Source organism: Proteus mirabilis HI4320 (assembly GCF_000069965.1).
Lineage (GTDB): Bacteria > Pseudomonadota > Gammaproteobacteria > Enterobacterales > Enterobacteriaceae > Proteus > Proteus mirabilis.
Window position 1 is genome coordinate 2,426,408 of sequence record NC_010554.1, and the last position, 22,020, is coordinate 2,448,427.

The window sequence follows — 22,020 nt, forward strand, 5'->3', positions numbered from 1 at the left end:
CCTTGATAATTTAGGTAAACGACGCTCTTAATGAGATCGATTTACCAGTTTATCGCTGTGTCACGACACAACGGGTTTACTGATTTTCCCTTGTAACGAATTACAAAATAAAAAAATAACATAATCTGTTTTACTGTTAATTTACTTTATAGTTTATTCAATATATTTATTAACTATAAGTATTAGTTATTAACAGCAATTATTATTATTTTACGTATATTTATCTATACGTATATTCACTGTTTAACAAGCAATATGTGACAATGTACATCAAAAAAAAGATAAACAAAAATCCGCAATAATAAAATAATATTCAATAATATATATTATTCTAAAGATAAGACAAAAAACAAACCTATAATAAAAACAATAAGTTAATTCAATACACTATCTTTGAATACATTAGATTTTTATTCATACTTTTAACTAACGTTTTTTAGCATACTCATTCATTGTTCGATAATCAACAGTCTAATTTAATCTTATCTATAATTTGACAGAAATATCTCATTTTGCTTACGTTACAACTAAGCAATCTTACTTAGTGAAAGAAATTTATTTTCAAGGTTTTAATTAATTTAATAACTAAAAAAGCCCTTTTGTTAATATTAACAAAAGGGCTTAATTTTCAGATTATTCACTAACAACGTTAAGCGTTTATTTATCTTTTAGGTAAATAGCTCATTGGGTTAAGTGATTTTTCTTTATAACGGATCTCAAAGTGTAATCGAACAGAACTAGTACCAGTACTTCCCATGGTCGCAATTTGCTGTCCTGCATTTACATTTTGCTGTTCACGTACCAAGATTGTATCGTTATGAGCATAAGCACTGAGATATTCATCATTATGTTTAATGATAACTAAATTACCATAACCTCGTAATGCGCTCCCTGCATAAACCACTTTACCTGCGGCTGTTGCCACAATGGGTGAGCCTCGTGTACCACTAATATCAATACCTTTATTACCACCAGGTGCATTTGAGTAGCTCTCAATAATTTTACCTTGTGCTGGCCATACCCATTTACCTGTTGCGGCTGCAGGTTTAGAGGTTGCCGTTGTGTTATTACTGGTTGTTGCCGAAGTTGTTGGTGTCGAAGTCGTTGTCTTTGGCGGTGTCGTTGTTGTTGGTTTCGTGATCAACGGCCCCATTGAGCTATTATTATTTGACGGCTTAGTTTGTGCCGTCTGAACGCCTTCACTACTTGGTTTATTAATTACTGAAGTATTTACATTGGTATTGGTACCGGTATTAACTTGACGGTTACCAATCTTAAGTACTTGTCCAACATTTAAGCTATATGGCTCTGGAATATTGTTCATCGAGGCCAAATCTTTTACATCACTATCCGTGATCCACGCAATATAAAACATTGTATCGCCACGTTTAACCGTATAAGTGTTACCGCTGTAATTCCCTTTAGGGATATTGTCATAATTACGGTTATACACAATGCGTCCGCTACCATCCGTATTGATATTTTGAGGGGTAACATTTTGCGTACGAGGCTGGCTTTGAGGCTGCGCGGTTGTGTTATTCACTCTAATAGAAGGAGGAGGCGTTGTTTGTAACGGAGTTGAACCTCTTTCAATAGGTGTTGCCACTCCTGCATTACTGTTAGTTGTAACAGGTGATGTAGAAACGGTACGATTTGACGAACTATCATTGACAGAGGTTATCGGTGCAGGACGATAAGGCGTGTCGGCACAGCCTGTTAATGCAAATCCGATTACCGAACACATGATTGCCCAGCGGACATGCTTAATTGGGCTTTCTGAATTCATACTTCCTTCTCCCTTTTAAAAGGCATTAGCGTCTAGCAATTTGTTGAGTAACACAAAGAGACTGCAATTTTTTGAAAATATTTCATTTATTAGTGCAGATTACGACAAGCTACAAAAAAGCAGTAATAAAAAATGGTCAGATTTATCTGGAAGTTATGCTAACTCACCCGCAATTAGGGGGACAAAGCGTACAGCCTCGATAGATTGATAGTGAAAATCATTACCTAAACGACGAATAAACTTAAGCATCTGCTGCTGTTCACCGACAGGAATGATCATCCTGCCACCATCAGCTAATTGCATCAAGAGTCGTTGCGGTACTTCTGTTGCACAGGCAGTAACAATAATAGCATTAAAGGGGCCTTTTGATACCCAACCTTCCCAACCATCGCCATGACGAGTCGATATATTATGTAAATCAAGGTGTTTAAAGCGTCGTTTTGCCTGCCACTGCAATATTTTTATCCGTTCAACTGAACTTACATGATGCACTAAGTTTGCTAATACTGCAGTTTGATAACCAGAGCCTGTGCCAATCTCTAACACAGAATCCGTTGCTTGTAATTCAAGCAGTGATGTCATTTTAGCAACAATATAAGGCTGTGAAATAGTTTGACCATTACCAATAGGTAAAGCCGTATTTTCATAAGCCTTATGGGAGAGCGCTTCATCAATAAATAGCTCTCGGGGTACTTTGCTCATAGCTTCCAACAGACGCTCATCATTGATGCCGTGTTGTTTTAACATTGTCAGTAAGTCTTTCATTGACCGACTTAACATGTTTTTTCGACCTCTGCTTTATTTAACCAATCTTTTAATAACTCAAGCGCTTTATACGCTGTTGAATCAACATGTAATGGTGTGATGGAGACATAACCTGCATCAACCGCTGCAAAATCTGTATCCGGCCCCACATCATTTTTTTCGCCAGGAGGCCCGATCCAATAAAGGGTATTTCCTTTTGGATCTGTTTGTGTATAAACATGTTGTGAAGCATGACGACTTCCACAACGTGTTATACGAAAACCTTTGATCTCCGCTAACGGAATATCAGGCACATTAATATTTAAAATATTCCCAGCTCTTAAAGGCACTCGTTGTAGCATAGCTAAAACATCACAAGTCACTTGGGCTGCTGTGTCAAAATGCGTTTCGCCATCAAGTGATACCGCAATCGCAGGTAAACCTAAGAACCGGCCCTCTGTAGCGGCAGCAACCGTACCTGAGTAAAGCACATCATCCCCTAAATTAGGGCCATGATTAATGCCAGACACCACAATATCTGGACGCGGTCTGACGAGATGGTTAACACCGAGATAGACACAATCCGTGGGTGTACCTTCAACTATCGCAATATCACCATTTTCATGTCGCTGTTTACGTAACGGTCTATCAATAGTTAATGAATTGGATGCTGCACTACGATTGCGATCCGGTGCGACAATTTGTACATCATAACGCTGGCGTAAGGCTTTTGCGAGTGTCTGTATCCCTTTTGCCATAACACCATCGTCATTACTCACTAATATTTTCAGCATCAATATTCCCTAATAATATCAATTCACGGACAACGCTAGTGGCAAAACTTCCTGCTGGCAAAAAGAACGATAAAGAAACCGTAGTATCATCTAACCAATGCCATGACATATTTTCTGGTAGCAAATTAATCGCACGGCGAGTGGTATCAACTCGCTCTTGTTGTGCTAATGACCATAATGCTTCGTAGTCAGCTAAGTTGTCGGTTTCAAATATCAGTGCTTGTGCTTGTGTACCTAAGTCACCTTTACCCGGCAATGGAGCGGTAATATGTATATCATGCTCTTCATAGCGTGTTTGTATTTGGGCAAGTTCCGCTCCTTCTGCCACAAACCAACTTCTTTTACCGTGCAATTGCATCGCATCACCACAAAGCACTTGAGTATAAATATGACGCTCAAGTCGTTGGCTCACCAGATGATTAAACATCGCACTACGTGCAGCTGAGAGATAAAAGCTACGTTTGCTACGCTCTTTTACCCGAATTTCATTGGTTGCCCAACGCCATGCTTGGCGTAAATTGTCGCCATTACGACCAAAGCGTTGCACACCAAAATAGTTAGGAACCCCTTGTTTTTGTATCTCTACTAGACGAGTTTCCACCGATGTCACATCGGAGATATCACGTAATACTAAGGTGAAATGGTTCCCTTTTAATGTCCCAATACGTAGCTTACGTTGCTGGCGGGTGGTTGTTAATATTTCGCAACCTTCTAACGTAAATTGACTAAAGTCGGGCATCTCTTTACCCGGCATACGCAAACAAAACCATTGTTCCGTAACCGCATTTCTGTCTTTAAGCCCAGCATAACTAGCATCTCGAGGATGAATACCGGCAAATTTAGCTAACTTTTCAGCCACAAAAGCCGTATTACAACCTGTTTTTCTGACTCTAACCATCACGTGTTCGCCTTCACCATCTAAGGTAAAGCCGAGATCTTCGCTGACCTTAAAATCTTCTGGTGTCGATTTTAATCGCCCTGTCGCTGTCGGTTTGCCATGTAGCCAATGAAGTTCTGGTAAATCACTCATTAAGATAAAGACTCTTTGATTAATAACACCACCGCTTCACAAGCGATACCTTCTTTGCGTCCTACAAAACCTAATTTCTCAGTAGTGGTCGCTTTAACATTGATATCATCGACATGACAATGGAGATCTTCAGCAATATTGACACGCATTTGTGGAGTATGAGGTAGCATTTTAGGTGCCTGAGCAATAATAGTGACATCAAGATTACCAATACGGTAACCTTTAGCCATCACTCTTGAAAAGGCTTCACGCAATAATACTCGGCTATCCGCACCTTTATAAGCCGGATCGGTATCAGGAAATAACGTACCAATATCGCCCATCGCAACAGCACCTAAAATGGCATCTGTCACCGCATGTAGTACCACATCACCATCTGAATGGGCTAGGAGACCTTGTTCATAAGGAATTCTCACACCACCAATAATAATTGGGCCTTCTCCGCCAAATTTATGTACATCATAACCGTGTCCAATTCTCATATTATGTGTTCCTTATGCTGGTAATTTGTCGAGAGAGGAAAAATTCTGCAAGAGCCAAGTCTTCTGGTTGTGTGACTTTTATATTATCCGCACGGCCTTTAACTAATAAGGGTTCATATCCACCAAATTCCATCGCAGATGCTTCATCAGTAATGGGTACGTTTTGTGCCAATGCGTTTTCAAGATTTTGTTTTAACAAGGCCGCTGGGAAAAATTGTGGCGTTAAAGCATGCCATAGCGTGTCTCTTGCCACTGTTTTTTCAATATGGTTATCTTGTTGATGACTACGTTTCATCGTATCACGCACAGGAGAGGCTAAGATCCCACCACAAAATTGAGGATCAAGATGGTTATCATCAATGAGTTGAATAAGATTATCCAAATCACTAAAGGACAGGCAGGGTCTTGCCGCATCATGAACTAGCGCCCATGTATTTTGCGCAAGATGTTCTGTAATATAGCGAAGCCCTGATAATACCGAATCAGCACGTTGTCCCCCTCCTTTAACGACAATAATTCGTTTATCTTTAGCAAGAGCTAGGTGATAAAAATAGTCATCTTCTGGGTTAATTGCGACAATAATTTGCGAAATGCGTGGATGTTTTAATAGCGCATTAATAGTATGTTCAAGGATAGTCAATCTGCCAATTTTAAGGTATTGCTTCGGGCAGGTTGCTTGCATTCGACTACCTATGCCAGCAGCGGGAATAACCGCCACAATAGGAAAAGTAGAGTTTGGTATATTCATTATAGTATTTATATCAAGGCACACTATTAATTCAACAAATTAACGACGTGGTTGGGATTTATCATTAACAATACGATAAAAGCTTTCATTAGGCTTTATCATGCCAAGTTCACTACGAGCACGCTCATCTAACGCTTCTTGCCCGCCATTGAGGTCATCAATCTCCGCAAATAAGCGATCATTACGCGACTTTAATTGTGCGTTTTGCGCTAATGCAGATTCAACTTCTTGACTTACTTTGTTGTAATCGTGAATACCATTTTTACCTAACCACAATGAATATTGTAGAAAACCAAGTAAGATCAGAAGTAAGACTGTTAATTTCCCCATTACCACCCCCAAAATGAATGGGCTAATCATCCCACAACTCTCCCATCTGCGCCACAAAAGCGCGCAGATATATTACATGAATATTCGTATTCCCCCCACCCTTAACATAAACAATCACGCTATTTTTCAGATAAAGTATAAGTTGTATGCTTAAAAGCGCGTTTTTATCTGCAGAAGTGGTAAGTAAAGAAGTGGTATTTACACTGTATTTGCCGCCAAATCAGTTTATTAAAAAAACCCTTCTATCCCTACATATTTTCCCAGATAAGAGAAAATGATGTAGAGATATGATTAGCGGTAAATTTGTTGTTGCTGTAAATAAGCGAGGATTTGTTGTGTAAGCTCATTAATCGCGAGTGAGCCGTCTAAATGAATTTCTGGCGCAGTGGGTGGTTCATAAGGTGAATCAATGCCGGAAAACTGTTTGATCTCTCCTCGTCGTGCTTTTTGATAGAGGCCTTTAGGATCACGTGCTTCACAAAGGGCTAAAGGTGTATCAACAAAGATCTCAATAAATCGCCCTTGAGCAAACCTTTCTCTTACTTGTTGTCTATCTTGCTGATAAGGAGAAATAAATGCTGTTAAGACAATTAATCCGGCATCGACCATTAGTTTAGCCACTTCCCCTACACGGCGAATATTTTCATGCCTATCTTGTTCACTAAACCCAAGATCATGGCATAAACCATGGCGTAGATTATCACCATCTAATAAATAGGTGCGGATAGGCGCATGGAGTGTCGAGTACTGATATAAGGTTTGCTCTAGCGCATCAGCCAGTGTTGATTTACCTGAGCCAGATAACCCAGTAAACCAAAGTACACATCCTTTGTGTACCTGTTGTGCTTCACGCTCTTTTAACCCTATTTGATGAGGATGCCAGACAATATCTTGATGTATCGTCACTATTTTCCTCCCAGTAAGTCTCTTGCGCCCCAATGCGGAAAATGGCGGCGGATCAACTGATTGAGTTCAATTTCAAATGCATCGTATTGGGAAGTTGTGGGTTGCACGTTGTCGCGAATTTCTCGAATAAGACCAGCACCCACCGTGACATTGCTTAATCTATCAATAAAAATAAGCCCTCCTGTTTGTGCATTAAGTTGATAGTTATCCAGCACCAATGGCTCTTCAAATAACACTTCAACATGCCCAATGGCATTTAGCGCTAAACTTTCGGTCACTTGTTGAGTGAGCTTATCCACATCAACTTGATAGTGAATATTCTCTATTTTGGCACGACTTTTTTTGCCCGCTACTTTGATATCAAGGGTTTGCCCCTGTACTAACGGTTGTTCTGACATCCATACGATATCCACCAACGCATGATTGCTAACATTAGCAGTAGTATCGTTAGCATCAACAATAATGTCGCCACGACTAATATCGATTTCATCCGCTAACACCAGTGTAATCGCTTGACCCACTTGCGCCTGAGTCAGATCGCCATCAAAAGTCACAATACGTTTAATGGTTGAACGCTGTCCTGAGGGTAATACTTTGATCTGTTGTCCTTGATAAAGAGAGCCTGATGAAACTGTGCCACTGTAGCCTCTAAAATCTAAATCAGGACGATTCACATACTGTACAGGAAAACGCAATCTTTGAGATTTAGCCCCTAATTTAAATTTAACCGGCGCATCTTCAAGTAATGCCAACAGTGTTTCTCCTGTATACCAAGGCATATTTAATGAAGGAGATACTACATTATCTCCCTCCAGTGCAGAGATAGGCACAAATTCGATAGTGAGATCGCGCGGTAATTGTTGTGCAAAGTGCAGGTAATCTTGTTGGATCGACTCAAAGATCTCTTGTTGATAATCAAGTAGATCCATTTTATTAATCGCGACCACTAAGTGACGGATCCCAAGGAGTGTGCTAATAAAACTATGGCGGCGAGTTTGCTCTTGTACCCCTTTTCGAGCATCGATCAGCAGAATAGAAAGCGTACTCGTTGATGCTCCTGTCGCCATATTGCGGGTATATTGTGCATGTCCCGGCGTATCGGCAATAATAAATTTTCGTTTGGCTGTTGAAAAATAGCGATAAGCTACATCAATAGTGATCCCTTGCTCTCGTTCAGCCGCTAAACCGTCCACCAGCAAAGCGAGATCTAATTTTTCACCTTGAGTACCAATCTTTTTACTTTCGTTTTGTAAGGTGGAGAGCTGATCTTCGTAGATCTGCCGCGTATCATGAAGTAAGCGACCAATTAAGGTGCTTTTTCCGTCATCAACATTGCCACAGGTTAAAAAACGTAATAACCCTTTGTTCTGTTGTGTTTTTAAATAATTTTCTACACCACCTGATTGTGCTATTTCACCGGCGATCAGTTGGTTGGTTTTGATGGCTGCAAGTCCCATAGTGACTCCTATTAAAAATAACCCTGACGTTTTTTAAGTTCCATTGAAGCAGACTGATCACTGTCAATTAAACGCCCTTGTCGCTCGCTACTGGTGGAAATTAACATCTCTTCAATAATGGCGGGTAATGTGTCTGCTTGTGAAGGAATAGCACCCGTTAATGGCCAGCAGCCTAATGTTCTAAAGCGTACTTTTTGTTGTGTGATCACCTCTCCAGCTTTTAGGTCGATTCGATCATCGTCAACCATAATCAAGGTACCATCCCGCTCAATGACTGGACGGTGTTTAGCGAAATAGAGCGGCACAATATCGATATTTTCTAAATAGATATATTGCCAAATATCTAGCTCCGTCCAATTTGATAATGGAAAAACGCGAATACTTTCCCCTTTATTAATTTGGCCGTTGTAGTTTTGCCATAATTCTGGACGTTGATTTTTCGGATCCCAACGATGAGATCTATCTCTAAATGAGTAAATACGCTCTTTAGCACGCGATTTTTCTTCATCACGACGCGCCCCACCAAATGCGGCATCAAAACCATATTTATCCAGAGCTTGCTTAAGACCTTCTGTTTTCATGATATCTGTATGCTTGGCGCTACCATGAATAAAGGGATTGATCCCCAATTGTGCCCCTTGGGGATTACGATAAACTTTGAGATCAAAACCATACTCTTTGGCCGTTTTATCGCGAAACTCATACATCTCACGAAATTTCCAACCCGTATCAACATGTAAAAGAGGAAAAGGTAATTTCGCCGGATAAAAAGCCTTACGTGCTAGATGCAACATCACCGAAGAATCTTTGCCTATTGAGTAAAGCATGACGGGATTTTCAAATTCAGCGACAACTTCACGCAGTATATAAATGCTTTCTGCTTCTAATTGCTGAAGATGGGTTAATTGTGTTTCATTCATAACAACCTCGTTTAGGCAAAATGAACCAAAGATGAGTGGATGGCAGAGGTATGTTGAGTTTGTCTATCACCAAACCACGCAAGTTGGTGATGTAATGCAGCAACTTCTCCAACGATTAATAATGCCGGGGTGGGAGCTTGCTTAGCTAATTGCGCTAATTGTGTTAAATTTCCCGTTAAGATCTGTTGATCATGGCGTGTACCGCAACTAATGACGGCAATAGGGGTGAGTGGTGAACGACCTTGCTCTATTAAACGCTGGCTAATAAGTTCTGCTTTCGTCGTTCCCATATAAATTGCTAACGTATGATTAGCTTGCGCTAAAGCTTGCCAATCTGGCTCTATCCCCCCTGATTGGCAATGCCCAGTCATAAAAGTGACACTTTGCGCATAGTTACGATGAGTTAATGGAATACCCGCATAAGCACTGGCCCCACTAGCTGCGGTAACACCGGGAACAACTTGAAAAGGAATGCCATGTTGTACCGCAATTTCAAGCTCTTCTCCTCCGCGTCCAAAAATAAAAGGATCGCCCCCTTTTAGTCTGACAACTCGTTTACCAAGCTGAGTATATTTCACGATCAATTGATTGATTTCTTCTTGCAACGTACTGTGTTGCCCCGCTCTTTTACCCACACAAATTCTATCAGCATCACGGCGCACCAGTTCTAAGATATCTGCACTGACTAAACTGTCATAAAGTACCACCTCGGCCTGCTGGATAACTTGCAAACCTCGTAAGGTTAATAACCCGGCATCACCCGGCCCAGCTCCCACTAAAGCAAGCTCACCTTGTGGGCTATCTGGATGAGACAGTTGTTGTTCGAGCTGTGCTTGCGCTTGTATTAATTGACCACTTGCCACTAATGAGGCAAATTTGCCGCTAAACGCTTGCTCCCAGAAACGGCAACGTGCTTGAAAACCAGTCAGTTTTTGTTTCACTTTATTGCGCCATTTCCCCGCAATAGTCGCCATAGTCCCTAATGAGGTAGGCAATAATGCCTCTAGCTTTTCCCGTATCATACGAACTAAAACAGGGGCTTTGCCCGCTGATGAAATGGCAATTAATATCGGATTTCTATCGATAATGGCAGGAAAGATAAAAGAGCATTGGGGTTGAGAGTCGACGACATTGACAAAAATGTGGCGTGCTTGCGCATCTAGATACACTTGTTGATTTAATACCTTATCGTCTGTTGCCACGATCACCAACATCATGCCAAGTAAATGCTCTGCCTGATATTGCCCAGCAATCCACTCAATTTGATTTTGCTGATAAGCAAGATGCAATTCATCACATAACTGTGGCGCGATAACACGTAACCGAGCGCCCGCTTTTAATAACAGTACGGCTTTACGCGCAGCGACATGCCCACCGCCAACCAGTAATACTGGGTGCTGTTTTAATTCCACAAATAAGGGTAGGTAATCCATACGCGTATCTCACATTTTTATTGTTTACTTATATGAATAACGACTATAAAAGGTGCATTCGGGGTTATGAAATGACAAAAAGCTATGTGATGGAACAGAAAGGAATAAGCAAAAATATAATAATTTCAAATGGTTATTATTTTACTCACGACAAAGAGGGCAACAGATGACTCTATTGCCCACTCAAAATAAATAGCGATATTAATAATGAATAATAATATTATTCGTGTAATCCACACTCACGTTTTAAGCCAAAGAATCGCGTCTCTTCTTCACTCATTCCCTCTTGCCATTTGCGTGTCGTATGCGTATCACCCACAGACAGATAACCTTGTTCCCATAATGGATGGTAAGGTAAATTATGCTGTTTAAGATATTGATAAATTTGTTTATTATCCCAATCGACTATCGGTAGTAACTTAAAAATACCTTTCGCTATGGATAAAACAGGTAAATGCTCTCGACTTTTTGATTGCTGGCGTCGTAGCCCTGCAAACCATGTCTTCGCCTGTAACTCCTTTAATGCCTTTTCCATTGGCGCAACTTTATTTATTTGGTTATAACGTTCGATACCTTCAATCCCTTGCAACCAAAGTTTGCCGTAGCGTGCTTCTTGCCAAGATGAAGATATTTCAGCGCGATATACTTTTAAATTAAGTTGTAGTGAAGAGGTTAATTCATCAATAAATTGATATGTTTCGGGAAAGAGATAACCTGTGTCTGTCAAAATTACAGGTATATCGGGATATTGTCTGGTGAGCAAATGCAAACAAACTGCCGCTTGAATACCAAAACTTGAGCTTAAAACAAACTGGTTAGGAAGATGTTCTAAAGCCCAAATCACCCGCTCTATCGCCGTTTTTTGCTCTAATTGTTGGTTGATTTCATCAAGCGCCAGTCGCTGCTCTTCAATCGATAGCAACACCAACTGAGAAAGTGATAATCGACTCATATCACCTCCTGCACTTCATAAAAATCAATGGCTGAATTAACAACGGGTTTGATAACATCAGTGCGAATAAGAAAATCACCAAAACCTTCATTTAATTCACGTGAAATAGCCCACTGACCAATTAAAGTATCAAGAATTTCAATGATTTCTTGTGATGAAATATTTTCACGATACATTCTAGGAATGCGAGTACCCATGCGGTTTCCTCCTAGATGTAAGTTATAGCGATCGGGGGCTTTACCCACCAGTCCGACTTCCGCCAACATCGCACGACCACAACCGTTAGGACACCCTGTTACACGTACAACAATATGCTCATCACTGACTCCGTATTTAGCCATGATATTATCAAGGGTATCGGTAAATGCGGGAAGGAAACGCTCCGCTTCTGCCATGGCTAATGGGCAAGTTGGAAATGAAACACACGCCATGGCATGTTTACGCAGCGGTGTAACCTCATCATTAATTAAACCATATTGACGCGCTATCGCCTCAATCTGCTCTTTCTGTGCCTCTGGTACACCAGCAACAATCAAATTTTGATTAGCTGTTAAACGAAAGTCACCAAGATGCACTTTGGCAATTTCAGCAACCCCCGTTTTTAACGGCGCATTAGGTTTATCGATTAATCGACCACTTTCAATAAATAAGGTTAGATACCATTTGTTATCAACCCCTTTTAACCAACCAATTTGATCACCACGGTGAGTAAATTGATACGGTCGGATCATATCAAACATAACGCCTGAGCGACGTTCAACTTCCTGTTTAAATGTTTCAATACCAACACGCTCTAAGGTGTATTTGGTTTTGGCATTTTTACGTTCAGTACGATTGCCCCAATCTCGTTGCGTCGTCACAATCGCTTCAGCGACTGCTAATGTTTTATCAATAGGAATATAACCAAATTCACTAGCTAAACGCGGAAAGGTTTTTTTATCACCATGGGTCATCGCAAGGCCGCCACCGACTAGCACATTAAAACCAACCAAATGCCCATTTTCTGCGATGGCAATAAAATTCATGTCATTGGCATGCAAGTCAACATCGTTATAAGGGGGGATCACCACCGATGTTTTAAATTTCCGAGGTAAATAGGTTTCACCTAAAATAGGCTCCTCATCCGTTGTCGCCACTTTCTCTTTATCTAACCAAATTTCTGCATAGGCATGGGTGCGTGGCAATAAATGCTCGGATAGTTTTTTGGCCCATTCATAAGCTTCTTGATGCAATGAAGATTGTTCAGGGTTTGAGGTACATAGCACATTTCGATTAACATCATTGGCGGTTGCAAGAGCATCAAGGCCTGTTGACGCTAGCATTTGGTGAGCCGGTTTAACATGACCTTTTAAAATGCCATGAAATTGAAAAGTTTGACGATTAGTAATACGAATACTGCCATAGAGCGTATTTTCACTAGCAAACTTATCGATACTTAGCCACTGCTTTGGTGTGATGACACCGCCCGGTAAACGACAACGTAACATCATGGCATGACGAGGCTCTAGTAGCTGTTGGGCACGCTCGGCACGAATATCTCTATCATCTTGTTGGTACATACCGTGAAAACGAATTAATAAAAAATTATCGCCCTCAAAACCACCGGTTAGACCATTTTGTAGATCATCACTAATAGTGCCTCGTAAGAAATTACTCTCTTTTTTCATACGTTCACTATCAGATAGTTTTCCTTCAACCACTAAGGGCGCTTGAGTTTGTGATTTCATTTTAATAAACATCCCTCTGATAACGACGTGCTAAACGTAGCTCACTTAAATAATCATCTGCTTGTTCAATATTTTTATTGCCATGGGTCATTACTATTTCTAACAATGTTTGTTCAACATCTTTAGCCATTCTTGATGCATCACCACAAACGTAGAGATAAGCACCTTGCTGTAACCATTGCCAAATTTCCTGACCTTGCTCCCGTAATTTATCTTGCACATAAATTTTATCGGCTTGATCACGCGACCATGCTAAATCAATACGTGTTAACAACCCGCTTTTGACATAACGTTGCCATTCCACTTGATAAAGGAAATCTTCTACAAAATGAGGATTGCCAAAAAAGAGCCAGTTTTTCCCCGTCGCACCTTCACTTTCACGTTGTTGCATAAACCCTCTAAAAGGCGCAATCCCCGTCCCCGGGCCAATCATAATCACAGGGACTTGATTATCTTCAGGTAAACGAAAATGATCATTACGTTCAATAAAAACGTTTACTGTATCGCCTTCTTGAAGTTGATCAGCTAAGAACCCTGAGGCACCTCCTGTATAAGCACGCTGATCGACGTTATAACGAACAACACCTAAGGTAAGATGAACTTCATCATCAACTTCTTGTTGTGATGAAGCGATGGAGTAAAGACGTGGAGTTAATGGGCGCAATATATCAATAAACTCTTGAGCATTAGGTTGCGCACTATATTGACGTACCATTTCATTAATTGGGTAGGTTTGCGCATATTGCTGAAGTTTGCTTTTATCAGCCACCAGCGATAATAACTCTTCGTGGCGGGATAATTGGGCATACGCTTTAATAATTGGTGCACTATTTTGAGTTAATTCAACATGATGCAATAATGCTTCTTTTAACGTTAATGTTTGTGATTTAACATTTACCTGCTCATCCCCCGTTAACCATAATAGGGTAATAAGCTCATCCACTTTTTCTTCCGAATTCTTAAACCATACTCCTAGTGCATCTCCGGGAAGATATTGCAATTCAGAGCCTGCTAGACTGATTTCAATATGACGGATATCTTTATCTGAATGTCGACCGGTGATCTTCTGATTAGTTAATAAAGTGGCACTAAAAGGTGCATCACGATGGTAGCGTGCGGTATCGACACTGTCGGTTGTTCCTGATTGTGTTTGTTGTAATACTTGAGTGTTTTGCTCAGGTATACGTATTTTTAAAATATCAGTCAGCTGAGTTATCCATTTATCAGCGTCAGCTTGATAATCAACATCTGCATCTAATCTTTCTAATAGACTGGTCGCGCCAAGTTGCGCCAATTGATGATCAAAATCTTTACCTGCTTGGCAAAAATGTTCATAGCTACTATCGCCGAGACTCAGTACAGCATAAGCCGTTTGCTTCATTGGCGCGGCTTTTTTAGAGTGCAAATATTTATAAAATGTGATGGCTTCTTCAGGAGGTTCACCTTCCCCCTGTGTTGAGGTAATAATAATTAAGGTTGTCGTTTTGTGGATCTGCTTAAATTTATATTCACTCGCACTATAGAGCTCAACATTAAGTTGATTACCAACCAATTTATCGCGTAATTGTTCAGCTAAACGACGTGCATTGCCAGTTTGTGATGCTGATATCACGGTGATGGTTTCTTGTTGGGGAACCTGACTTTGTACACTTACCAGTTCATCTTTAGTGGATGAATGCTGATTGAATTGCCCCCAAAAATAGCCAGAAAGCCAAGCAAATTGGGCTGGAGTTAAGTCTTTCGTCACATCCTGTAATTTATTCAATTGCTCCTGTGTTAATGGAAGCATTGATAATAATGGGGGTTGATTGCTCATCGATCCTGCCTTAAAAAAACATTGCACTGCATCGGTGCTGTTATTGTGGTTGGACTTTTTTAATGAATAAGAGGGTATCGCACGATCAGAGCACGACTTAAAGACTGGTTTGCTCTATCTAATAACCTTAAAGACTAAATTTATTTACCGATTTCCTTTATCGATATAATGAATAAACGAAAAAGAATATAATAAGTCGCTAAGGTTAAGCGATTAGGCGTAACACACTAAATCAGATACACTAAATAGACACCGTTTTATCTGTATTTTTTTACTATTTAAGTCAAGAGAGTTTTGATGATAACCACCATCTTTAAAGATTTTCAGTTTGAAGCTGCGCACCACTTACCCCATGTTCCCAAAGGCCATAAATGTGGACGTTTACATGGGCATTCATTTTTAGTGAGATTAGAAATCACTGGTGAAGTAGATGCGCAGTCAGGTTGGCTAATTGATTTTGCTGATGTGAAAGCCGCATTTAAACCGACTCTTGATAGGCTCGACCACTATTATCTTAATGACATTGAAGGGTTAGAAAATCCAACCAGCGAAGTACTGGCAAAATGGATTTGGCAACAAGTTAAACCATCACTCCCCCTGTTATCCGCCGTGATGGTTAAAGAGACATGTACCGCAGGATGTATTTATCGTGGTGAGTAATTTTCACCTAAAAAAATCAGCCACTCATAGGCTGATTTTTTTTAACGATAAATGACACACTAGGCGATATTTAAATATTTATGTGTTTGCATTGAAAAACGCCAATTACGCTCAATACAGGTTTTAATACATAACGCTGTTGCACTCTCTTTACAACTGATTGGTTGTAAGGCAACGATCGCCATAGGTTGTTGAGTTCTTAATCGCAGTAAATCATCCAGTGCTTCGATATCTTTTTCACGAGCAACAGGGTGTTTAATTTCATTGGCACGATTAATCGCACTAGATAAAACACTCAATCCACCTCGCATACCAACTTTCGGCGAAAGTGTTACCCATGTTGCTTCACTACAGAGGATGTCATGCGTGCCACTGGTTTCTATTTGGCAATCAAAACCTGCTTTTTCTAAGCCTTCCGTCAACGGCCGTAAGTCATAAAGGCAAGGTTCACCTCCCGTTATCACCACATGCTTTGCGCTATAACGTTGTTGCCGGAAAAGTGATAAAATATCTTCGACAGTGGCTATACCCCAAGTATCACTTTCTTGTGTTTTAATGGGAATATCTCCAAGAGGGACTTTCTTGCTCTCTTCTTTTTCCCAAGTATGTTTGGTATCACACCAACTACATCCTACAGGGCATCCCTGTAATCGAACAAAAAGCGCAGGAACGCCAGTAAAAACACCTTCACCTTGCAAGGTTTGAAACACTTCATTAATGGGGTATTGCATAAGAAACTCTGATATCCAATGAATGCTGATGATTATTACAGATAACTGTCTCACCGTAAGAGGCTTTATGATAAGGTACATGCTTTGTTTTGGATAGCTAACGTGCGAAAAGACACTGAAAAAAAGAGAGCCGATTTTTCGGTTGGACAGAGATGGGAAACACTTTAGATGCAAAAAGAGAATAAACTTTCACGAGGACTATCAGGGCGGCATATTCGTTTCATGGCGCTAGGCTCTGCTATTGGGACAGGGCTTTTTTATGGTTCAGCCGCGGCGATTGAAAAAGCAGGCCCCGCTGTACTTCTTGCTTATCTTATTGGTGGTGCCGCAGTATTTATGGTTATGCGCGCATTAGGGGAAATGGCAGTCCATCATCCAGTGGCGGGTTCTTTTTCACAATATGCTAGCCATTATATGGGACCATTAGCCGGATTTTTAACTGGCTGGAACTACGTTTTTGAAATGCTTATCGTTTGTCTTGCAGACGTAACCGCATTTGGTTTTTATATGAAACTTTGGTTTCCCGATGTCGACCAATGGATATGGGTATTAGGCATAGTCTGTTTTATTGGTGCCTTAAATTTATGTCATGTGAAGATATTTGGTGAAATGGAATTTTGGCTCTCTATCGTTAAAGTGACTGCGATTATTGCCATGATTATCGGTGGTGTTGCCATAATGATCTACGGCTTTGGTCAGCAAACAGAACATCCAATTGGTATTTCTAACCTATGGGAGTTTGGTGGCTTTATGCCAAATGGTATAGAAGGCATTATTGCCTCACTCGCCATTGTGATGTTTGCATTTGGGGGTATTGAGGTTATTGGTATTACCGCCAGTGAAGCTAAAGATCCAGAAAAAACGATCCCTAAAGCTATCAATGCGGTGCCATTTCGTATCTTACTATTCTATGTACTGACCATTTTTATTTTAATGTGCATCTTCCCATGGCAACAAATTGGCCATAACGGTAGTCCATTTGTACAAATTTTTTCCAATCTGGGTATCAATTCAGCCGCTAACATTCTTAATCTTGTGGTGATCACCGCCGCTATCTCTGCCATAAACAGTGATATTTTCGGTGCTGGTCGCATGATGTACGGCATGGCACAAGAAGGGCAAGCACCTAAATCCTTTATGAAACTGACGCGTAACGGTGTGCCTTGGATGACCGTATTAGTGATGTCAGTAGTGCTATTATTAGGGGTTGTGCTTAACTATCTTATTCCAGAAAAAATCTTCGTACTTATTGCCTCTATCGCGACATTTGCCACTGTATGGGTCTGGTTGATGATCTTACTTTCTCAAGTGGCTATGCGTCGCCAAATGAGTGCTGAAGAGGCGAAAAAACTAAAATTCCCTGTACCATTTTGGCCAATAGCACCCGCCATTACCATTATTTTTATGGCATTTGTGATAGCAATTTTAGGCTACTTTGAATCAACCCGAATGGCATTAATCGTTGGGTTAGTATGGGTGGCTATTTTAACTGTTGGTTACTATATTGGTATCAAACCAAGAATAACGCAGAAATAATCTACTGTTATCAAGAAAAATAAAGGCTGTGAGTCATTCACAGCCTTTTCTTTATCCATTATCTGCGCTCAATATAATTAGGCTAGCGCTTGGGTTAAATCAGCAATTAAATCATCAACGTCTTCAAGACCGATTGATAAACGAATTAATCCATCACTAATACCATGGCGTTGACGCTCTTGTGCACTGTATGTCGCATGAGTCATAGTCGCAGGATGCTGAGCCAATGATTCACAATCACCTAAACTCACCGCTCGAGTAAAAAGCATTAAGCGATTAAGAAATTCTCTGCCAGCTTTTATTCCACCATTCAACTCCATACTTATCATGCCACCAGGTAACGCCATCTGCTTTTTGGCAAGTTCATATTGAGGAAAAGAGTTTAATCCGGGATATGAAATCGTTGCCACCTTAGGATGATTTTCAAGAAATTGCGCAATACGCTGCGCATTCTGGCAAATTTTTTCCATTCTAATGCTAAGCGTTTTTATCCCTCTTAAGACGAGTGCTGCATCATGAGGTGATAAACAAGCCCCCGTCATATCTTTTAAGCCCTCAACGCGAATTTTATCTGCTAATTGATAATTAGTGATAATTGCGCCCGCCATCACATCACCATGACCTGATAAATATTTAGTCATAGAATGTACGACAATATCCGCGCCTAAGGTTAGTGGCTTTTGTAAATAAGGCGAACAGTAAGTACTATCAACCATGACTAAAACATCATGTTGGTGCGCAATATTAGCGATCTTTTCAATATCACTAACCCGCATATTAGGATTAGCCGGTGTTTCAAAGAAAATAAGCTTTGTTCTATCTGTAATTGCTTCGGCTAATTTTTCAGGATCGGTTAAATCAACATGTTTGATAGTGATACCAAATTTAGCCAGCCCATGATTAAAGAAAGTAAAAGTACAACCATAAACGGTCATATCAGCAATGAGTTCATCTCCTGGCTGCAATAATGACCAACATGTTGAAGTGATAGCTCCCATACCGGAAGAAAAAACAACAGAAGCGTCTCCTTGCTCTAACTGAGCTAATCGTTTTTCTAATAAATCCAATGTAGGGTTAGATATACGAGTATAAAAATGCCCTTTTTCTTTCCCAGCAAAACAATCAGCACCATATTGAGCCGTGGGAAATGCAAAAGTGGACGTTTGAAAAACAGGAGGCACCAATGCCCCCTGATAATCTAACGGAGAGTAGCCATAATGTATTGCTTGAGTATTAAAACACTTATTACTTTGCGTCATTATATCTCCTTGACATTAATTAAACTTCTATTTTCTGATTATTTTCCCCAATAATTTGTAATGTCCTTAGTACAATAGTTAATCCTTTTAAGGTGTCAGGATTTTTTAATAATGAAAAAGTCGCACCTAAGGTATATTTTTTATCCTGATAAAGAGATTCTTTTTTAGCCATATTAAAGGCCGTAGTTAATTCCCAAACCGGAATTAATGTTTCTTCAAAAGCAACCGCCAATTTTTCTACCGTTGCGTTATCCATAATATCGACGGTATCTGAGGCTAAGGATAATAAATCAACAATATTATCTAGGCGCTTTAATGCTAATAAAGGCCTTATTTTTTCTAGTAAATGTTCTAAATGAATTTTATCTTCATTAGATAACAACGGTTTTTCATTTGGGCTTAAATTATTTTCACTCATTATTTTATTCCCCTACAATAATCCTCTGACCGTTGCCCAATATAAGCCCCGGTTATAACCGTTACGTAACATGCCACCGAGTTTTGTTGGAGGTGTTGGAATAACATCATGTTTATAGTCATACTGTAATGGCATACCCGCTGATAATCCCATTTGGGCAACAGCTTGTACTCGACCATCATAAATTGCAGCCGGATAACCATAACGCAGTTCACCACAAATATTATTAGCTATAACACCCGCTTGGTTATGACAGCTACCACCGGCCTTACTAATAGGCAAATCAACCGTATCACCTAACACATAAACTTGATTTAACCCATATACCTGTAATGTTTCAGGGTCGGTCGGTAGCCAGCCTTCACCATTGTTATATTCACTTAATCCTGTATTACGAATGGCTTCTACCGCTGTTATAGGAGGTGTGCTCATTAAGATATCAAAAGGCTCTGCTTCTCCTTCTTTCGAATAGGCGATTTTCTTATCAGGATCAACATGACTTAATGTAAAACCACGCTTTGCTTTGATATCTCGTTCAGAAAAGACCGCAGGAAGTACTTCACAAACTTCTTGCTGCATAAAAAGACAATTTCTTAATAGTTGAGCTACGGTAGGATAGGTATAAACAATTTCTATATTACTTCTTACCCGTCGCTGACGTAAAAATTCATCCAGCATCAAGGTTGTTTCCATTGGTGCAATACCACATTGGTGAGGTACATTTGGCGTTTCAGGGAAAGTTACCGTGATAAATACACGCCCTTTTTCAATGGTAGCAATTTTATCTGCTAATTTTCGTGCAGCTTCATATTGATAAAAATGATTTCCAGCTTCAGCTAAACCTTCAATTCTATCAAGACGAGGAACACATCCTGTGGCTAATACGAGAAAATCATAGTGATATTTTTTCTTAGAACAACAATAAACTGTTTTATTATTAAAATCGAAACTTTCAGCTTTATCTATAACAAATTCAATTTCTGGTCTTAATAAACTTCTTTGTGATCGCATTAACTCTTCTTTTAAGAAAAGGTTAAATGCAATATACATAAATGCAGGTTTGTAATAATGGTATGGATTATCTGAAATAAGCGTAATTTTTATTTTTTTTGAAAATATTTCATCATTTAATTTTTTAGCTAAGATATTAGCGAGAATAGTACCCCCCGTACCACCGCCAATAATAACTATATTTTTTGTTGCCATATTATTTCCTATATTTGTAGGGAATTAGATAGACAAAAAAAGTATAGTAAAGCGCGTTAATATAACAAATAGATTAAATAGATAGATAAATTAAATATAGAGTAATAATACTAATCAATAATAAATACAATCATATTATATTAAAATATTTATATTTTAATATTAACGAATGTTATTATCACGAGTTAAGAAAAGGTCGCCACCAAAGGATTATGATCAGATGCATCTGTGATTAAGATTTCCGCTTTATTTAGTGATAATCCACGATAAAATATATAATCAAGTGGCTTACCAAAAGCGCGAGTGCGTAAATCCTTTTCAAAGATCACTTCTTTAAGTTTTAATCTTCTAGCAAAACGCTTTAACACATTAACTCTTGGACGACTCCAAGCGTTAAAATCCCCCGCCAAAATAACAGGCCCTTTATGATCGATGATATGAGTCGATAAGCTGTTTAATTGTCTTTGATAAACATCAACACCGAAACTAAAATTGATCGCGTGTACATTTATCACCATTAAATGCTCACCAGTAATAAGTGGATAAACCGTAATTAATGCAGATTTAGCAAGCCTTAAAAAAGGCTCTTTTTCTCTTAATGGGCAACAATAGATAGGATGAGAACTTGATAAGGTCATAACACCCGCAGGGTGCTGTTGAAAGGCTAAAGCAGGAACTTGATCAGCAATTAAATGGTTTTTACCCGCAAAACGAACTAATTCAGGTGTTGTTTGCGCTTCTTGTAAAAGTAATAGTTGAGTATCGGTGGCAAGCGTTTCCAGCATACTACGCCAATTGACCCGTTGCTGTTTGTAAATATTCCAAACAGCAATTTTTAAAGTGCCTTCTGTATATAGTGGCATCCCAATCGGTAGCATCTCTTCTATTTGGCCTAAAGGTAGACTAGGTTCAATCCTTTCTACAGGTTGACCTGCTACAAAACGTACTGAATAAGTCGGTTTTTTCGCCATTAAGCAACCTCAGATAACCAATAGGATCTCTTGCTACCTATCTAGTATACCAAAGCTGGGATCTCCCCTCACCCTTTTAAAGAATATAATGATAAATAAGTGTAACTATTTTTG

The 22,020-nt window shown here is 39.7% G+C and carries 21 protein-coding genes; 2 read left to right on the forward strand and 19 right to left on the reverse strand.

What is annotated here, in order from left to right; translation table 11 throughout:
- Positions 1 to 661: 661 nt before the first annotated feature.
- From nlpD to cysJ, 14 genes are all read right to left on the reverse strand, one after another.
- Positions 662 to 1,786 carry a murein hydrolase activator NlpD gene (nlpD, locus tag PMI_RS11020; protein ID WP_004248686.1) on the reverse strand — a complete coding sequence of 375 codons (1,125 nt, stop codon included), beginning with the start codon at positions 1,784 to 1,786 and terminating at the stop codon, positions 662 to 664.
- A 153-nt stretch (positions 1,787 to 1,939) separates the two neighbouring features.
- Complete coding sequence (locus tag PMI_RS11025) at positions 1,940 to 2,566, reverse strand: protein-L-isoaspartate(D-aspartate) O-methyltransferase (RefSeq protein WP_004244345.1); 627 nt, start codon at positions 2,564 to 2,566, stop codon at positions 1,940 to 1,942.
- Entirely contained in the window at positions 2,560 to 3,324 is a 765-nt protein-coding gene (surE, locus tag PMI_RS11030; RefSeq protein ID WP_004244347.1) for a 5'/3'-nucleotidase SurE, read from the reverse strand. Before surE ends, PMI_RS11025 begins: the two co-directional genes overlap by 7 nt.
- Entirely contained in the window at positions 3,302 to 4,354 is a 1,053-nt protein-coding gene (gene truD / locus PMI_RS11035) for a tRNA pseudouridine(13) synthase TruD (RefSeq protein WP_012368295.1), read from the reverse strand. The genes surE and truD overlap by 23 nt, the downstream gene beginning before the upstream one ends.
- Complete coding sequence (ispF, locus tag PMI_RS11040) at positions 4,354 to 4,836, reverse strand: 2-C-methyl-D-erythritol 2,4-cyclodiphosphate synthase (RefSeq protein WP_004248690.1); 483 nt, start codon at positions 4,834 to 4,836, stop codon at positions 4,354 to 4,356. Before ispF ends, truD begins: the two co-directional genes overlap by 1 nt.
- A 1-nt stretch (position 4,837) precedes the next feature.
- Positions 4,838 to 5,584, reverse strand: coding sequence for a 2-C-methyl-D-erythritol 4-phosphate cytidylyltransferase (gene ispD / locus PMI_RS11045; protein ID WP_004244352.1), 747 nt, complete (start codon positions 5,582 to 5,584; stop codon positions 4,838 to 4,840).
- A 39-nt stretch (positions 5,585 to 5,623) separates the two neighbouring features.
- Positions 5,624 to 5,914, reverse strand: coding sequence for a cell division protein FtsB (gene ftsB / locus PMI_RS11050; RefSeq protein WP_026090399.1), 291 nt, complete (start codon positions 5,912 to 5,914; stop codon positions 5,624 to 5,626).
- Positions 5,915 to 6,205: 291 nt separating this feature from the next.
- On the reverse strand, positions 6,206 to 6,820 hold the full coding sequence (cysC, locus tag PMI_RS11055) for an adenylyl-sulfate kinase (RefSeq protein ID WP_004244354.1): 615 nt from the start codon (positions 6,818 to 6,820) through the stop codon (positions 6,206 to 6,208).
- A complete protein-coding gene (cysN, locus tag PMI_RS11060; protein WP_012368296.1) occupies positions 6,820 to 8,277 on the reverse strand; it encodes a sulfate adenylyltransferase subunit CysN in 1,458 nt (485 codons plus the stop codon). Before cysN ends, cysC begins: the two co-directional genes overlap by 1 nt.
- 11 nt (positions 8,278 to 8,288) lie before the next feature.
- The gene (gene cysD, locus PMI_RS11065; protein ID WP_004244356.1) at positions 8,289 to 9,197 is read right to left on the reverse strand and encodes a sulfate adenylyltransferase subunit CysD; all 909 of its coding nucleotides are present in this window, start codon (positions 9,195 to 9,197) and stop codon (positions 8,289 to 8,291) included.
- 11 nt (positions 9,198 to 9,208) lie between these two features.
- Entirely contained in the window at positions 9,209 to 10,630 is a 1,422-nt protein-coding gene (cysG, locus tag PMI_RS11070; protein WP_012368297.1) for a siroheme synthase CysG, read from the reverse strand.
- A 220-nt stretch (positions 10,631 to 10,850) separates the two neighbouring features.
- Positions 10,851 to 11,582 (reverse strand): phosphoadenylyl-sulfate reductase, encoded by a 732-nt coding sequence (locus tag PMI_RS11075; protein WP_012368298.1) that lies wholly within the window; start codon positions 11,580 to 11,582, stop codon positions 10,851 to 10,853.
- On the reverse strand, positions 11,579 to 13,309 hold the full coding sequence (gene cysI, locus PMI_RS11080) for an assimilatory sulfite reductase (NADPH) hemoprotein subunit (RefSeq protein WP_004248698.1): 1,731 nt from the start codon (positions 13,307 to 13,309) through the stop codon (positions 11,579 to 11,581). The genes PMI_RS11075 and cysI overlap by 4 nt, the downstream gene beginning before the upstream one ends.
- A gap of 1 nt (position 13,310) precedes the next feature.
- On the reverse strand, positions 13,311 to 15,125 hold the full coding sequence (gene cysJ, locus PMI_RS11085) for an NADPH-dependent assimilatory sulfite reductase flavoprotein subunit (protein WP_004244361.1): 1,815 nt from the start codon (positions 15,123 to 15,125) through the stop codon (positions 13,311 to 13,313).
- 294 nt (positions 15,126 to 15,419) lie between these two features.
- Here cysJ and queD point away from each other — a divergent pair, with 294 nt between their 5' ends.
- On the forward strand, positions 15,420 to 15,785 hold the full coding sequence (gene queD, locus PMI_RS11090; RefSeq protein WP_168713146.1) for a 6-carboxytetrahydropterin synthase QueD: 366 nt from the start codon (positions 15,420 to 15,422) through the stop codon (positions 15,783 to 15,785).
- Between the two features lie 59 nt (positions 15,786 to 15,844).
- Here the strand turns inward: queD and queE are convergent, their stop codons facing one another.
- The gene (gene queE, locus PMI_RS11095) at positions 15,845 to 16,516 is read right to left on the reverse strand and encodes a 7-carboxy-7-deazaguanine synthase QueE (protein ID WP_004248700.1); all 672 of its coding nucleotides are present in this window, start codon (positions 16,514 to 16,516) and stop codon (positions 15,845 to 15,847) included.
- 168 nt (positions 16,517 to 16,684) lie between these two features.
- On the opposite strand from queE, the gene PMI_RS11100 reads away from it, so the two are divergent.
- On the forward strand, positions 16,685 to 18,052 hold the full coding sequence (locus tag PMI_RS11100) for an amino acid permease (protein ID WP_004248701.1): 1,368 nt from the start codon (positions 16,685 to 16,687) through the stop codon (positions 18,050 to 18,052).
- A 77-nt stretch (positions 18,053 to 18,129) separates the two neighbouring features.
- Here PMI_RS11100 and PMI_RS11105 read toward each other — a convergent pair whose 3' ends face one another.
- From PMI_RS11105 to PMI_RS11120, 4 genes are all read right to left on the reverse strand, one after another.
- On the reverse strand, positions 18,130 to 19,311 hold the full coding sequence (locus tag PMI_RS11105; protein ID WP_004244365.1) for a methionine gamma-lyase: 1,182 nt from the start codon (positions 19,309 to 19,311) through the stop codon (positions 18,130 to 18,132).
- 19 nt (positions 19,312 to 19,330) lie between these two features.
- Complete coding sequence (locus PMI_RS11110; protein WP_004248702.1) at positions 19,331 to 19,729, reverse strand: helical membrane plugin domain-containing protein; 399 nt, start codon at positions 19,727 to 19,729, stop codon at positions 19,331 to 19,333.
- Positions 19,730 to 19,741: 12 nt separating this feature from the next.
- Positions 19,742 to 20,935 carry an NAD(P)/FAD-dependent oxidoreductase gene (locus PMI_RS11115; protein WP_004250259.1) on the reverse strand — a complete coding sequence of 398 codons (1,194 nt, stop codon included), beginning with the start codon at positions 20,933 to 20,935 and terminating at the stop codon, positions 19,742 to 19,744.
- A 185-nt stretch (positions 20,936 to 21,120) separates the two neighbouring features.
- A complete protein-coding gene (locus PMI_RS11120; RefSeq protein WP_004244368.1) occupies positions 21,121 to 21,906 on the reverse strand; it encodes an endonuclease/exonuclease/phosphatase family protein in 786 nt (261 codons plus the stop codon).
- Positions 21,907 to 22,020: the final 114 nt, after the last annotated feature.

Excerpts from the sequence above, each read along its gene's own strand:
- nlpD (WP_004248686.1), bottom strand. The coding sequence starts at position 1,786 with ATGAATTCAGAAAGCCCAATTAAGCATGTCCGCTGGGCAATCATGTGT.
- PMI_RS11100 (WP_004248701.1), top strand. The coding sequence starts at position 16,685 with ATGCAAAAAGAGAATAAACTTTCACGAGGACTATCAGGGCGGCATATT.
- ftsB (WP_026090399.1), bottom strand. The coding sequence starts at position 5,914 with ATGGGGAAATTAACAGTCTTACTTCTGATCTTACTTGGTTTTCTACAA.
- cysI (WP_004248698.1), bottom strand. The coding sequence starts at position 13,309 with ATGAAATCACAAACTCAAGCGCCCTTAGTGGTTGAAGGAAAACTATCT.
- surE (WP_004244347.1), bottom strand. The coding sequence starts at position 3,324 with ATGCTGAAAATATTAGTGAGTAATGACGATGGTGTTATGGCAAAAGGG.
- queE (WP_004248700.1), bottom strand. The coding sequence starts at position 16,516 with ATGCAATACCCCATTAATGAAGTGTTTCAAACCTTGCAAGGTGAAGGT.
- PMI_RS11115 (WP_004250259.1), bottom strand. The coding sequence starts at position 20,935 with ATGGCAACAAAAAATATAGTTATTATTGGCGGTGGTACGGGGGGTACT.
- truD (WP_012368295.1), bottom strand. The coding sequence starts at position 4,354 with ATGAGTGATTTACCAGAACTTCATTGGCTACATGGCAAACCGACAGCG.
- PMI_RS11110 (WP_004248702.1), bottom strand. The coding sequence starts at position 19,729 with ATGAGTGAAAATAATTTAAGCCCAAATGAAAAACCGTTGTTATCTAAT.
- cysD (WP_004244356.1), bottom strand. The coding sequence starts at position 9,197 with ATGAATGAAACACAATTAACCCATCTTCAGCAATTAGAAGCAGAAAGC.
- cysJ (WP_004244361.1), bottom strand. The coding sequence starts at position 15,125 with ATGAGCAATCAACCCCCATTATTATCAATGCTTCCATTAACACAGGAG.
- ispF (WP_004248690.1), bottom strand. The coding sequence starts at position 4,836 with ATGAGAATTGGACACGGTTATGATGTACATAAATTTGGCGGAGAAGGC.
- cysG (WP_012368297.1), bottom strand. The coding sequence starts at position 10,630 with ATGGATTACCTACCCTTATTTGTGGAATTAAAACAGCACCCAGTATTA.
- PMI_RS11105 (WP_004244365.1), bottom strand. The coding sequence starts at position 19,311 with ATGACGCAAAGTAATAAGTGTTTTAATACTCAAGCAATACATTATGGC.
- PMI_RS11120 (WP_004244368.1), bottom strand. The coding sequence starts at position 21,906 with ATGGCGAAAAAACCGACTTATTCAGTACGTTTTGTAGCAGGTCAACCT.
- PMI_RS11075 (WP_012368298.1), bottom strand. The coding sequence starts at position 11,582 with ATGAGTCGATTATCACTTTCTCAGTTGGTGTTGCTATCGATTGAAGAG.
- ispD (WP_004244352.1), bottom strand. The coding sequence starts at position 5,584 with ATGAATATACCAAACTCTACTTTTCCTATTGTGGCGGTTATTCCCGCT.
- cysN (WP_012368296.1), bottom strand. The coding sequence starts at position 8,277 with ATGGGACTTGCAGCCATCAAAACCAACCAACTGATCGCCGGTGAAATA.
- PMI_RS11025 (WP_004244345.1), bottom strand. The coding sequence starts at position 2,566 with ATGTTAAGTCGGTCAATGAAAGACTTACTGACAATGTTAAAACAACAC.